Source organism: Shewanella sp. 125m-1 (assembly GCF_052977065.1).
Map to the genome: position 1 here is coordinate 108,153 of NZ_JBRILT010000007.1, position 14,205 is coordinate 122,357.

Here is a 14,205-nt window from a genome sequence, read left to right on the forward strand (position 1 = left end):
TACATCTCTGCAGTTCTGTTATGCCAATCAGTATAAGAAGTTGATCGACTCAGAGCGTTTTTTGACACTCTAATTCAAGGCGAATAGATGAGATAGTGGTTGTTCCCTTCAGAACCTATTCAGCGCAGAAGTAGGCAGCCAAAAACACTCTTTCAGTATCGGTTTACACTTTTTTACAACCACAAATTCTCCAGAGCTACATTGAGAAAACACGCACATAAACGAGCCGTAATACACGGCGTGGCGACGCTAACCCAGCCGTCATTGGTATAAAAGCAGTCACCTCTAAAACCGTTTGCAATTATGTAATTATGGAGGATTATCCAGCTAAAACCCTGGGGATATGCAAAGTAAAACCTAATGCTTGCGCACCGCGCTGGCTGCGTTGTTCCGCGTTACGCGCGCTCTTTTAAACTAATTTTGTCATTTTCTTGAATAAATTCAATTTAAAACGGTGGTATTGCAATATTTGTTCTATCTTCAATAGTAATAATGTAAGCCCTTGACCAATTGAGAGTTATAACTATGTCACCCCATACTCAAAATCCAGCTAACTGCAATTGCATAAAATTTAACCTTCAAAGATATCCAATATCTCAAATCTAAGTTTTTCGCACTTTACTTTTTAAATAAATATATAAGATGTGTACTAACCTGGGAGTCCATTTAATGAAACAACAAAATGCGCCAACAAGTACAGCTAGGCATATGAGCCTATTTGGATTTTTTGCTCTAACCGCCACCATGGTTATGACCGTATATGAATACCCGACCTTTGCTTCATCGGGCATATCACTGGTTTTCTATTTGGTTGTCGCGGGTGTCTTTTGGTTTTTACCTGTCGCTTTATGCGCTGCAGAAATGGCAACTGTCGAAGGTTGGGACAAAGGGGGGGTATTCACTTGGTCTGGACATGCATTAGGAGAACGATGGGGCTTTGCTAATATCTTTTTCCAATGGTTCCAAATCACCGTTGGTTTTGTCACCATGATTTATTTCATTTTAGGCGCGCTGTCCTATGTATTTGACTGGGCTGCACTCAATGATAATAGTACGATAAAGTTTATCGGAGTAATGGTTATTTTTTGGGGACTCACTTTATCTCAATTAGGCGGAACCAAGTACACAGCAATGATCTCCAAAGTCGGTTTCTTGCTCGGTATTCTCATTCCAGCCTGTATCCTATTTAGTCTCTCGATTGCATTTTTTGTCACTGGTGGTATCAGTGATATGCCGATCACCACTGAAGCCTTATTACCAGACTTCACCCAACTCAATACCTTGGTTGTATTTGTGTCATTTATCCTTGCCTATGCGGGTATTGAGGCATCGGCGACCCACGCCAACGAAATGAAAAACGTAAAAAGAGATTACCCTATCGCTATTATCATGCTGGTGATATTAGCCATTGTGCTAAATGCCATCGGTGGCGTTGCGATTGGTGCTGTCGTACCTGAGAAAGAACTTGGGCTGTCAATTGGAGTAATCCAAGGATTCGAAGGGTTATTTCACTATTTCACTCATGATATGGATTGGGCAATTCGAGTGATTGCGGTGTTAATTGCACTTGGCGTAGTCGCTGAAGTATCGGCCTGGGTAGTTGGCCCATCATGGGGTATGTTAGAAGCAGGGAAAAAAGGCTTACTCCCCGCTAAACTCTCTGCCACAAATGCTGAAGGTGTGCCAGTTAACTTTTTACTTCTACAAGGTGCGATTGTTTCAATATGGGCGGCGGTACTGACATTTGGTGGGGGTGGCGCTAACGTTTCCTTCTTTACCGCAATATCGCTAACGGTAGTGATATACGTTGTCGGCTATATTATCTTCTTCCTCGCCTATATGAAGGTCGTGCTAAGTTATTCAAACCTGCCTCGCGCATTTGAAATTCCTGGAGGAAAAGGCGTTAAGATGTTCGTCGCTATCAGTGGATTAGTTATATCCATTGTTGCTCTTGCAATCTCATTTATTCCACCGGCACAAGTTGGCGGAGGAGCTGCTGCAACTGAGTATATGACGATTCTGGTTGTGAGCTTTGCTATTACCCTTGTTTTGCCATTTTGGATATACCACGTAATGCGTAAAAATAATCCATTGCCACCAGGCGTGAAAATGCTTGATGACAACGAAACTTCAAGCTAATAGCAATGGTTGAGGATAGAGAACAGAGATCTCTATCCTCTATAGAACCCATATAACCATATAACCCATATAACCCATATAACCTCGTTATCTTAAAAAGCCACTAACTTTTAGTGGCTTTCTTTTATCGATATACCGTTAAAGTTAAACCAGAACCTAAGCCCAGGTTTGTAATCCTATTATGCCAAACCAAGCTAAATAACTGACCACCAACAAGTGTGTAAAAGAGGCAATGGTGCAATACCAGTAGTTCACCTTATTCATCTCACTCGCCTTCGCTTTTATGGCCACATAACAACCTAAAAACGTAAAGATTAACAAGGCTATACTTGATAGCATTAAGCCTATGGACACATAGGTTATGTTACCCAATAACCTGAAAGGGTCGACACCACCAAGTTGGAACATAAACACAAAACATAAGACCGACAATGTTGCGAGTAAAGGCCATACTCGGATCATTAATGTATTACCTTTAATGTCAGCGCCCATAATGATACGCACTCCCCACACCAATAAATACAGCAGGCCTGTCACGTTGATAATCAACCAGAGGGCTAATATTGTAAACTGGCCAAAGACTATCACGGCACTGACGGAGCGATATACCGATGAGTCAGAATGAAAAACCGGCCCTACCAATGGATCTTCAACAAATGATAGGTTCATTTCACCGGTTTCGGCTGACTGAAACAATGTCTCAGAAACTGGAAAATATTCCTTAGGTACACCACCTAATAAATTTGTTCGAATGAGTTTTCCCCCCTTAAATGTAAATTGGTAGATATTCAATACCCGCTCAAGAAACTCGGTCATCGCCATGCGTGAATTAATTGGATAATAATATCCTTGCAACGCTTTCATTGAGTCAGTCACAGCTTGTGTGGCTGTGATACTTTTTTCTGTAAGCTCTTTAGTTTCAAATTCACGGATGAGATCAGTAATTTTCTTTACCGACTGCGCGTCATCAGAGTTAATCATCACAACATGACCCACGCCCGCTTCGGGTAAATATTCAAGCTTGGTTATTCCGCCGTTAACCCCACCGTCATGACCTTGGTAGATCCATTGTTTGTAAGGGGTTGAGTAATTGCTAAGTCCGTAACCCGCCGTTTGACCAGCTTGTGCCGCAGGTGTTGACTTAACTTGCTCCATGCGCGCAAATGAAGCTTCAGAAATCAATGGCTGCTCAACAGTACGTCCTCTATTCACCAGAAAAGACAGAAACTTTGCCATATCATTAGCTGACGCATTTATTGAGCCCGATGGCCGCATAATAATGTGCCAATATGCCTCTTCTTTCCCCTTAGAATAAAGTGTCGCACCTTTGGCTTTAACATCATCAGACTGGAAATAGCTCATGGTCTCCATCCCCATAGGAATGAAAAAGTTTTCGGCAACGTAATCTTCAAATACTTGCCCAGTGACCTTTTCGACGATATACGCGGCAACAGGAGGTCCGGCATTGCAGTAAGCCATTCTACTACCAGGCTTCCAACGTGAAACGCGGGAATGAGGATGATAATCTAGACCTTGTTTGAGCGTTGCTGGCGAAGGGTCGTTATGGGCATACTCAACGATATGAATATCATCCCAGCCGGTGGTGTGCTCCAAGAGGTGAACAATACGAATTGGGTCTGACGCTTCCCACTGATTGGTATAGGCTATTTCTGGTGCAAGATCGGCAAGTTTATCGTCAAGAGATAACTTACCCTGCTCTACAAGTTTCAATATTGATAAAGAAACAAACATTTTAGAGGTCGAGCCAATCCGGAACAGGGTTTGACTATCGGCAGGTTGGTTATTGGCGATATTAGCCAAGCCTATTGCCTCAATCCAAACCGGCCCCTCTTGGTTAACCATCGCAATAGCAACGGCAGGCAGTTCCTCTGTTTCAACAATGTCGACAATCGCGGCTTTGAGTGCTTCTAAAGTCGTTGGTGATGAGTGCTTAGCCTCATCCGTCGATGCTAACGGTTGCTCCGCAAAAAGCCAACTTGACCACAATAGGCCAAATAACACACATAAAAATCGCTTCATTTTCAATCCTTTAAATGAGCCAATTTAGCTAATATGACAACATCCTTGATATGAACCTATCGACCAAAAGACCTACATCAGCTTTATTCTTTTAAGTTAAAATATTAATTTAAAAACATATAGATAGTTACACATAACAAAACACTAATCTACCCAAGGACTTCATGCGAGATTGAGGAGAGAATAAATAATAGAGAAGGTAAACAGCTAACTGGCCACAGGGCTAAAGGCTGAGCATTGCCAAAGAGCATAATACGAAAGCAATCAGTTGAAAAAAACGAGCAACGCAATAAATGCCGTGCACACCCCCAACGTACTCAATACTCGGATCACCGAGGTTGGATATTGAGTTTGAATGTCAGGGTAAATATAAAAAAGATACGATATAGAAGGAATACCGATATAAAAACTGCCCAACCTTGAATTTGGCGGTAACGTTAATGTGGTCAATGCCAGTGCATAAACAAGAAAGAACAGTGTAAACAACCACTCTGCACGTGCGTACTGCTTGTACTTAACAAGCACTATCAGTAGCGGTAAAAATATCAATTCCATTATTTTACAGTCGCTCTCAAAGTCGAGGTTGAGATAATAGGTATCGGAAGAAAACAACGGGTCCATTTACACAAGGTTGCTCAACAAACCCCAGTCTAAGCAATATCTTTGCAGAAGCCTTATTGCTCTGGCTGACACCTGCAATCAAGTAATCCCAACTTTGACCTTGAATTGAAATATCAATAAAGCCTTGGAGCAATTCGGTCGCCAACCCTTGTCCCCAATACGGCTCACCTAGCAGGTAACCAATATGGGCGTCACGTTTACTTCCTATAAACGCAAACATAAAACCAATAATAACATTCGCTTCTGTATGTTTGACGACAAAAAGACGACTCTCCACTACCATACGTTTAAACCATTTTCTGGCGTCAGAAAGTGAATCGATGTGCTGAAAATGTGGCGGCAAGTTTTCAACGACGGCAGGTGTTAACAGCTCAGTGACTCGAACCAGCAATGGCGATAATTCAGCTGGCGCTATCTCAGAAAATAATTCCGAAACCTCCAATCTTGATGTTTGATAATGTAACGCCATATTGGCTCACCTTGTTATAAACAATTTTTCTGTGTCATAAGCTAACATCAATCTGAACTTGTACGCATCAAGATGTAGGCATAATCCTACAATAAAACACGAGTTTGCTCATGGATAACAGGATTAGGTTTTTTCCTATAACTCAACTGCTAACTAAACTGCTAACTAAAAGTATTCACTCAACTTGTCACTCATCATCGTCAAAGCAAAGGAGTATAACCTGCATCGCTTAGCGCAAAAACCTATGCTCAAAGTAAATAAATCACTCGAATCGCAAAATCCATAGGTGACAGAAGCACTACAAGTGATAAAATAGCGCCCATTCAACTCAAATTTGGACACCGGTAATGCGCGTAAGCAAGTACCTGCTATCAACTCAAAAAGAAACGCCTGCTAATGCAGAAGTGGTTAGTCATCAGTTAATGTTACGTGCGGGTATGATCCGTCGTAACGCATCTGGCTTATACAGCTGGTTGCCGACAGGTTTACGTGTACTACGTAAAATCGAAGCGATTGTTCGTGAAGAAATGAACAAAGCGGGCTCAGTTGAGATCCTTATGCCTATGGTTCAACCTGCCGATCTTTGGGTTGAAACGGGTCGTTTTGAAAAGTTTGGTCCTGAACTACTTCGTTTCCAAGACCGCCACAACCGTGACTTCGTACTGGGTCCAACTCACGAAGAAGTGATCACAGACATCGTGCGTAAAGAGGTTAACTCATACAAGCAGTTACCACTTAACCTATACCAAATTCAAACCAAGTTCCGTGACGAAGTTCGTCCACGTTTTGGTGTAATGCGTTCACGTGAATTCTTGATGAAAGATGCTTACTCTTTCCATATCGATCAAGAAACGATGGATGAAACCTACGAGGCGATGTTCCAAGCCTATAGCAACATTCTGACTCGTTTAGGCCTAGCCTTCCGTCCAGTAATGGCTGACACAGGTTCTATCGGTGGCAGCATGTCACACGAGTTCCACGTATTAGCTAACAGCGGTGAAGACTTAATCGCCTACTCAACAGAAAGCGATTACGCTGCTAACATTGAAAAATGTGAAGCGCCACTGCCGACTGACACGCGTCAAGCAGCTACTAGCGAGATGACATTAGTTGACACGCCAAACGCAAAAACCATTGCAGAGCTTGTTGAGCAACACGGCATTGCGATTGAGAAAACAGTTAAGACATTAATCGTTAAGGGTGCAACTGAAGAAGCGCCATTAGTGGCTATCGTTATTCGTGGCGACCACGAGCTAAACGAAGTTAAAGCAGAAAAACTTGATGCGGTATTAGCGCCATTTGAGTTTGCAGATGAAGCCGCTATCCGTGATGCTGTTGGCGCAGGTACTGGTTCTATCGGTCCTGTTGGCCTAAATATGCCAGTATTTGTTGATCACAGTGTTAGCATCATGAGCGACTTTGGCGCGGGTGCAAACCAAGATGGCAAGCACTACTTCGGTATCAACTGGGAGCGTGATTTACCAGAAGTTGCCGCATTCGACTTACGTAACATCATCGAAGGCGAGCCTAGCCCATGTGGTAAAGGTACTATTGCACTACTTCGCGGTATCGAAGTCGGTCATATCTTCCAGTTAGGTACTAACTACTCTGAAGCGATGAATGCTAACGTACTTGACCAAAATGGTAAGTCACAGACTCTACTTATGGGTTGTTACGGTGTGGGCGTAAGTCGTATGGTTGCTGCTGCAATTGAGCAAAACAACGATGACCGCGGTATTATCTGGCCTGAAGCGATTGCACCGTTCACTGTTGGCATCTTGCCAATGAACATGCACAAGTCGCATCGCGTTAAAGATATCGCCGAGCAACTATATCAAGACCTAAACGATGCTGGCATGGAAGTCATGTTCGACGACCGTAAAGAGCGTCCTGGCGTAATGTTTGCTGATATGGAGCTTATCGGTATTCCACACGTTGTGGTTATTGGCGATCGTAATATTGATAACGGCATGTTCGAATACAAGAACCGTCGTACTGGTGAGAAGCAAGATATCCCACTAGACGAAATCGTTGAGTTCTTAAAAGCGCAACAAGCTTAATCGCGAACCTTAATCGCTAAGTAAATCAATAAAAACGCCGATGATATCATCGGCGTTTTTTTATGCTAAAAATATAAATATCCCCATCACTGAATCTCCATGCATATGACAGCTTGTTTTTTATCTTTGTTTTCACTTGTTACTTGAAGAACACTCCAGAGTCACATATTCTAAATTTAGGCCATGTGTTTTGAATATGTTTTAATTTTCAACCGATAAGGAACGTCGACTTGCCAGATAAAATAGCATTAGTCCTTGGTGGCGGCGGCGCGCGAGCGGCCTATCAAATCGGGGTTCTCAAAGCGATTGTACAGTTTTATCCACGTAATCACGGGATCCCGTTTAAGATCATCTGTGGTACGTCTGCTGGCGCAATCAACGCGACATCAATAGCAACCCATGCCTCCTGTTTTCATTTGGGGGTGCGTAAGCTTGAATGGGTTTGGCGTCATGTTCATGCCCGTAAAGTCTACCAAGCCTCCATTGGTGGGGTAATGAAACATTTAAGTAAGATGGCGCTAAAAGGCCTGCAAAGCGACGGGGTATCAAACTCAGCTGGTAGCCTATTTAATAGTGAGCCGTTACGAGGCCTGCTTAACGATCTCATCAGCTTTGAACGCATCGACCGTAATATCAACAGCGGAGCACTTGAAGCTGTTAGCCTAGATACTTCCTGTTATAACAACTCACGCTCAGTGACATTTTTCCAGGCTAATGCCCATATCAATAACTGGCACAGGGCAAGACGTCATGGCGTACGTACTCGTCTCAACACTGATCATCTATTAGCCAGCTCGGCCATACCTATGGTGTTTCCTTCGATAAGATTAAATCAAGAATATTATGGCGATGGCTCGGTACACCAGCTGGCGCCGTTGAGTAGTCCAATACACCTTGGCGCAGATAAGATCATGGTGATTAACCTTGAAAGTCCACATAAAGTTCAATCAAAAGAGTTAGAGCATCACCCAAAGACGGCAACGATTGCTGGTCACTTACTCGATACTATCTTCTCTGATACGCTAAACAGCGATCTTGAAAGGTTACAGCGAATTAATACCACGCTAAATCTGGTCCCCGAACAGAGCCGTGATCAACTAGCACTAAAAACCATCGAAACATTAGTGATTAAACCCAGTGAGGATTTAAGCGCAATGGCATCACGCTACTTTCAGGATATGCCTTTTGCGATTAAAACCATGCTAAAAATACTGGGGATAAACGAACACTCCGACTCAAGTATTGTGTCATATCTATTGTTTGAGCAAGGCTATTGCAGTGCATTAATCGAATTAGGTTATGAAGACGCTATGTGCCAGATTGATGAGATAAAACAATTTTTTAATCTTCAATAAACTAAGGCTTATCAGCCAACAGAGCGCTCGCCACGCTCTTCCCCCAATCTTGATATATTAATGCACCAGGATGAAAGCCATCTGTTGCCATCGCATCACTATTGAGTTGATGACCAAATTCCAACAAGGTGAATTTTGGCTCTTGCAGGGCGTAGCGTTGTAGTTGACGGTTAAAGGCTTGGCTACGCTGACCAAGAAACCAGCGCAGTGGCTGCGGCAATACCGGAAAATCCCCCATGGGTGGCACTCGAGTCAATATCAAACGCTGACAGCCCAGCTTTTCAGTGACTAACTCAACTAAGGCTTGTTGCTGGCTTATCCATTGGTTAACGGTTAACGGGCTTAAAACATCGTTCACTCCAAGCGATACCACTACGGCCTCAAAATGCATGGTTTGTTGCACTACCAACTCTTGTTGTAACATCTCAATGGTCTGGGCGGTATTATGACCAGACTTTGCCAGTAAACGCCAATCAACTTGGTACCGCTGGGCAAGCGTATTTACCACCACGCCCGTTAATGCTTGCTGCTGGCTAGCAACGCCAACTCCAGCTGCGGCGCTGTCACCTAAAATGAGTACCGATAATCCCGCGCCGTCCCCCACAGAACCTTGCCGGGGCCCTGCAGCTTCCGGCAGTTTTGGGGTATTTCTCTTAACGATACGCCCCTGTAATAATAAGATCGGTGCCAACAGGATAAAAATGAGGTAATGCACAATGTCACTCCAGGGAGCCCGCAGCTTTTACTTAAATATGCTGCAACGAGATGGTGGGCTAAATCTACTTTATAACGGTTAACTATAGCTAAACGTGACCCATTGAGAGTAAAAGAGTGGCTTAGCCTTGCAATAAAAAGATCTCGGCTTTTTCCATGCGTCTTGGCTTGCCAAGTAAGATCAGGATATCGCCAGACATAATCTGCCAATCGGATTTAGGATCCTCAACCTCAGCGCCTGCTCTTCGCACCGCTCGCACTTCAACTCTTAACTTCTCCCACGGGATCTCACCTAGGGTCAGTCCAACCGCATTCGCCCCTTTAGGCAGAGCAACAGCATGCAATAGCTCAAGGGTCAAATCGGTTTCAGCTCCGGAGAAAAAACCATGTAAATATTGGTAGTGATTTCGCCGCTCAGATTCCAGGCGTTTCAATATTCTTGCTAGCGGCACACCACATTGATATAGCACTTGAGATACTAACATCAAACTACCTTCAAGCGTCTCAGGAATAACCTGACTTGCTCCTGCTTCCTCCAACTCCTCCATCCCGGTATCGTCACGAGTACGCACCAAAATCTTAGCCTCGGGTGCTAATTGACGACATAACGGCAACACCTCTTGGAGGATCCGCTCACTACTAAAAGTGATTACGATTAACTTAGCTTCACGCACCTTTGCCTGCTTTAAGATACTTCTCTTACACACATCACCAAAATAGACAGGCTCTCCAGCGGTTCTGGCCTCAGAGACTCTTTTCGGGTCGAGATCCAGCACTAAGTATGGGATAGCTTCAGTTTTCATAAACCTAGCAATGGTTTGCCCTACTCGTCCATAACCTAAAATGAGCACCAGATCGCCTTTGGCATCGACTTGTACATTCAAAGACTCATTATTATCAGCCTTAGGCTTGAGTCCTTGCAGCATTCTTGCAATATCGACACTATGCCTAACCAGCCAAGGCGCTAGTGCCATCGATAGCACTGCCACCATCACTAAGGTCGTACTTGTTTTATTATCTAGCAGTTGATAATTGACCGCTAAGGCCAACACGACAAAACTGAATTCTCCCACCTGCGCCAAACTCAGGGCCGTCGCAACTGATGAGCGAAAAGACTCTTTAGCCACTTTCAATAAAGAGAAAATCACTAAGGCTTTACCTAAAATCACAGCGATAAGGATAAAGATGATTTGCCACCAGAACTGGGCAACCAATTGGAAGTCTAACAGCATACCGATGGAGATAAAAAACAGCCCCATTAATAAGTCCCTAAAGGGGCGAATATCGGCTTCTAGCTGACGCCGATACTGGCTTTCTCCAAGTAACATACCTGCCATAAAGGCGCCCAATGCCATCGATAAGCCTAACCACTGAGTAATCGCTCCGGTGACTAAGGCGACCACTAACGTTGACAGTACAAATAGTTCATTTGAACGTGAACGGGCAACCTCATCAAACAGCTTAGGCAAGGCCCACTTGCCAAATGCCATCAGTGCAATAAATGCGAGGCTACCTTTTAGTAAGGCAAAAACCACATCAGTCCACAGTAACGGCGCGCCATCACTGGCTAAAATAGGTAACAAAATAAGTAAAGGGACAACGGCGATATCTTGAAATAACAGCACACTGACCGAAAGCTCGCCATGGCGGCGCCTCATCCATCCTTGCTCATTCAATAACTTAAGTACTATCGCCGTAGAAGAAAGCGCTATCGCAGAGCCTACGACGACTGACTCGGTCACACTGAGATTACATAGCAGTGCGATTCCCATGCTTAACACAGTCGTTACAACGACTTGCGCACTACCTAAACCAAATACAGTACGGCGCATTGCCCATAGCCTAGGCAAAGAAAACTCGAGCCCTAAACTAAACATCAGTAACACGACACCGAGCTCAGCAACTGACTGCATTTGCTGTTGGGTAAACCAGTGAAAACCACTTGGACCGCTAATTACCCCTGTCACTAAGTAAGCTAAGATCGCTGGTAAACCTGCACGTCGTAGTATTGCAATAGAAACAATTGCAATGACCAACATCAGTAGCATTTGAATGAGAAAGCTATGTTCCATCTGTGCGGTGTACTCCTTAACCCGAAGACATTCGTCAAAATGCCGACACCAATATATTCCATTCACTTATCTAGAGAGTAACTGAATGACAAATAAAGACAAATATAATTCCCTTAGCACTAGGCACAGTTTTTGCTTGGTATATCTAAGAGCATTAACTTTGCGTTAGCGCAACACTGTTAGAAAACTGGGAGTCAATACCAATGGAATTTGGGCTAGTAACCGAGTCTTCCCCTATTGAATATCGAAAACCTACTGTGGTAACTATGTCTATGCCAGTGGAGGTTGATCTTTATCGAAAACCTACTGGGGTAAATAACTCTATGCCAATGGAGGTTGATCTTTATCGAAAGCCTACTGGGGTAAATAACTCTATGCCAGTGGAGGTTGATCTTGTTGCTATCATCCAGCAACTGCATCAACATTTAGATCCTAGGACAGTCTTTGCCTGCTTCGGCAAAATAATGGGGCAACATTTGCCGCTTTATGGTGTTCGCTTAGCCTATAAGGACTATCAGTTCCATTGGGGTCAGCAAAATGGTTACGCCATTGAGCAAAAGTTGACCTTAGCCGACTGCCAAGTCATCGTTAACTATAATCTAAAAGCCCCTTTAGTGCCGTCTCAAACCCTGAAGTTGAACCAGATCCAGCAGCTCGTTTTACAACCGTTGTTTAATGCGATTCAATTTAAAGAGATGTCTCTACAGGCCATGTATGATGCGCTAACAAACTTAGGTAACCGCCATTACTATCAAGAGTCATTAAAAAAAGAGCTCGCTCGAGCCGAGCGCAATAGTGATGAGTTTTCATTAATTACCCTAGATTTAGATAATTTTAAACAGCTCAATGATGACTTTGGCCATCAGTTAGGCGATAGCGCCTTAGTTGAGTTTGCACAGATGCTAAATACAACCATCAGAAACAGTGACCAGGCATTTCGAATAGGTGGCGATGAATTTACCATATTGGTTCAAGCCAACGTTGAGGCCGCTAGCATTTTGTGTCAGCGGATCTTAGATGCCATCTCTACTCATCAATATTTAGAAAAGTATCAAGTGAAAACCAGTATGGGCGTGGCGCAATGGCGACATCATGATACTGAAGATAGTCTTTACCAACGTGCAGATAATGCGCTATATGAAGCTAAAGCCGCTGGCCGCCAGTGCTACTGTGTCGAAAACAGCTAACTTGCGTTCAGCAGCACTTAATGCCTGATAATGGTTAAGATGAAAGTTAGAAAAGAGGGGGTAATGGCTAGCAATATCGAATAAACAAACTCATAAGGCACATTAAAGCCCCTTTGCTTACCGATACCTAATACTTATTAGTATAAAACCAGCCCGACATCATCACCGGTCGCTAAATATGGCCTTTCTATCCAGTAGCCCACAGCAGATACGAGTTTACCGTCATAACAAAGCAGCGGCACGGTGCCACGCCGCCAGGGAGCAAGTCCCCACTCCTGCCATAACTTTTTAAGTTCACGGCCTTTACTACGGTTATGGGGCTGACAACGAGTACTGCCAGGCAGTGCAAACTCGATAGAGACCTTCTCCACTCCTAAAGGCAATCTAAGACGCGCTCCACTTTGGCAATATCTTGCCGATAAGGCCTCTCCAGTGACTAGCTTAATAGCTCCGTTTATCAAGTCATCACAGCCATTAAGTTCAATACTCAACAAACCTTTTTTGTCCGCGACAAAGAGAGCATTCTTCAGCGGCATAAAATAGCCTTCGCGCTTATAACGCTTGATGATAACGTCGGTTAAGCGGATCTCAACATTGGCATCAACTTTAGCATCGAGCAACTGGGCTAGGATCTGCTCTCCTTGCACCTTAGAGGGCGGAGCAAAACCTAGCATGTCCATGTGACCGCGCAGTAATAATGACTGCCAAGCATGAGAGTGCTGGGCTAATTTATCTAAATCAAGCAACCAATCACTGCCCTTTCGAAGCTGAATATTTGGTAATTTCTGCGCAATCTCTTCATCGAGTACCGACTGCTGTAATGCGCACAGTTCAGCGCTGCGACTGGCTGTCGCGGCGATACTAGGCCAGCGTTGCTTGAGTTTAGGGATAATGTCTAAGCGAAGAAAGTTTCTATCATACTTATCATCAAAATTACTCTCATCTTGAATATGAAGGATATTGTCTTGCTTCGCGTAGGCTTCTATTTCATCTTTACTGCAATCGAGCAGTGGTCTAATAATCCAGTTTCGCTGATTAAAGCGCTGCACTTTACCCATGGCTGATAAGCCTTTAGGGCCAAGGCCTCGCTTGAGCGCTAATAAAACGGTCTCAAGTTGATCATCTTGATGGTGGGCAGTCATTAAAATATCATTGTTGGATAACTCTGATAATAACGCTTCATAGCGCACACTGCGGGCCTGCGCCTCAACACTCACCCTAGGTGCGAGCTTAACCTCGACATGCTTTACAACACATTTCAGATCGTATGATTTTGCTTGCAATAAGCAATGCTCAACCCAAGTGTCAGCATTAGCACTTAACCCATGGTGAACGTGCACTAACACACACTCAAAATCAGGAGTGATTTTGGCAAACTGACCTAAACCATAGGCCAGAATTTCAGAGTCGACGCCGCCACTATAAGCTAGCACTAACTTAGGCTTATTGGTGACTGTTTGATTTTGAGTATTTTCTACCTTACCCGCTGCCGCCACCTTAGGTGGCAACTGTTGCAGGCAAGCTTGGATCAGCGAGACAATATTCATG

General features: G+C 43.9%; 10 protein-coding genes. 4 read left to right on the plus strand and 6 right to left on the minus strand.

Annotated features, from left to right (window positions below; translation table 11 throughout):
* Positions 1-669: 669 nt before the first annotated feature.
* On the plus strand, positions 670-2,139 hold the full coding sequence (locus ACVBIK_RS05600; RefSeq protein ID WP_447160572.1) for an amino acid permease: 1,470 nt from the start codon (positions 670-672) through the stop codon (positions 2,137-2,139).
* A 156-nt stretch (positions 2,140-2,295) separates the two neighbouring features.
* Here the strand turns inward: ACVBIK_RS05600 and ACVBIK_RS05605 are convergent, their stop codons facing one another.
* The 3 genes from ACVBIK_RS05605 to ACVBIK_RS05615 form a co-directional block, all read right to left on the minus strand.
* Positions 2,296-4,179: a serine hydrolase domain-containing protein gene (locus ACVBIK_RS05605; protein ID WP_447169265.1), complete on the minus strand. Its 1,884-nt coding sequence runs from the start codon at positions 4,177-4,179 to the stop codon at positions 2,296-2,298.
* Between the two features lie 264 nt (positions 4,180-4,443).
* Positions 4,444-4,734 (minus strand): hypothetical protein, encoded by a 291-nt coding sequence (locus ACVBIK_RS05610; protein ID WP_447160574.1) that lies wholly within the window; start codon positions 4,732-4,734, stop codon positions 4,444-4,446.
* 16 nt (positions 4,735-4,750) lie between these two features.
* The gene (locus ACVBIK_RS05615) at positions 4,751-5,269 is read right to left on the minus strand and encodes a GNAT family N-acetyltransferase (protein ID WP_447169266.1); all 519 of its coding nucleotides are present in this window, start codon (positions 5,267-5,269) and stop codon (positions 4,751-4,753) included.
* A 347-nt stretch (positions 5,270-5,616) separates the two neighbouring features.
* Here ACVBIK_RS05615 and ACVBIK_RS05620 point away from each other — a divergent pair, with 347 nt between their 5' ends.
* Together ACVBIK_RS05620 and ACVBIK_RS05625 are read left to right on the plus strand one after the other, a co-directional pair.
* Positions 5,617-7,329, plus strand: coding sequence for a proline--tRNA ligase (locus ACVBIK_RS05620; RefSeq protein ID WP_447160576.1), 1,713 nt, complete (start codon positions 5,617-5,619; stop codon positions 7,327-7,329).
* 230 nt (positions 7,330-7,559) lie between these two features.
* Entirely contained in the window at positions 7,560-8,684 is a 1,125-nt protein-coding gene (locus ACVBIK_RS05625) for a patatin-like phospholipase family protein (protein WP_447169267.1), read from the plus strand.
* A gap of 1 nt (position 8,685) precedes the next feature.
* Here ACVBIK_RS05625 and ACVBIK_RS05630 read toward each other — a convergent pair whose 3' ends face one another.
* Both ACVBIK_RS05630 and ACVBIK_RS05635 read right to left on the minus strand, forming a co-directional pair.
* Complete coding sequence (locus tag ACVBIK_RS05630; protein ID WP_447160578.1) at positions 8,686-9,399, minus strand: SGNH/GDSL hydrolase family protein; 714 nt, start codon at positions 9,397-9,399, stop codon at positions 8,686-8,688.
* A 121-nt stretch (positions 9,400-9,520) separates the two neighbouring features.
* Positions 9,521-11,470, minus strand: a complete 1,950-nt coding sequence (locus ACVBIK_RS05635) for a monovalent cation:proton antiporter-2 (CPA2) family protein (RefSeq protein WP_447160579.1) — start codon at positions 11,468-11,470, stop codon at positions 9,521-9,523.
* Positions 11,471-11,673: 203 nt separating this feature from the next.
* Here ACVBIK_RS05635 and dgcS point away from each other — a divergent pair, with 203 nt between their 5' ends.
* Positions 11,674-12,657 (plus strand): diguanylate cyclase DgcS, encoded by a 984-nt coding sequence (dgcS, locus tag ACVBIK_RS05640; RefSeq protein WP_447169268.1) that lies wholly within the window; start codon positions 11,674-11,676, stop codon positions 12,655-12,657.
* Positions 12,658-12,794: 137 nt separating this feature from the next.
* Here the strand turns inward: dgcS and tilS are convergent, their stop codons facing one another.
* Positions 12,795-14,204 carry a tRNA lysidine(34) synthetase TilS gene (gene tilS / locus ACVBIK_RS05645; protein WP_447160581.1) on the minus strand — a complete coding sequence of 470 codons (1,410 nt, stop codon included), beginning with the start codon at positions 14,202-14,204 and terminating at the stop codon, positions 12,795-12,797.
* Position 14,205 lies beyond the last annotated feature (1 nt).

Coding starts and splice junctions, on each gene's coding strand:
- tilS (WP_447160581.1), bottom strand. CDS start 14,204: ATGAATATTGTCTCGCTGATCCAAGCTTGCCTGCAACAGTTGCCACCT.
- ACVBIK_RS05615 (WP_447169266.1), bottom strand. CDS start 5,269: ATGGCGTTACATTATCAAACATCAAGATTGGAGGTTTCGGAATTATTT.
- ACVBIK_RS05610 (WP_447160574.1), bottom strand. CDS start 4,734: ATGGAATTGATATTTTTACCGCTACTGATAGTGCTTGTTAAGTACAAG.
- ACVBIK_RS05605 (WP_447169265.1), bottom strand. CDS start 4,179: ATGAAGCGATTTTTATGTGTGTTATTTGGCCTATTGTGGTCAAGTTGG.
- ACVBIK_RS05635 (WP_447160579.1), bottom strand. CDS start 11,470: ATGGAACATAGCTTTCTCATTCAAATGCTACTGATGTTGGTCATTGCA.
- ACVBIK_RS05600 (WP_447160572.1), top strand. CDS start 670: ATGAAACAACAAAATGCGCCAACAAGTACAGCTAGGCATATGAGCCTA.
- ACVBIK_RS05620 (WP_447160576.1), top strand. CDS start 5,617: ATGCGCGTAAGCAAGTACCTGCTATCAACTCAAAAAGAAACGCCTGCT.
- dgcS (WP_447169268.1), top strand. CDS start 11,674: ATGGAATTTGGGCTAGTAACCGAGTCTTCCCCTATTGAATATCGAAAA.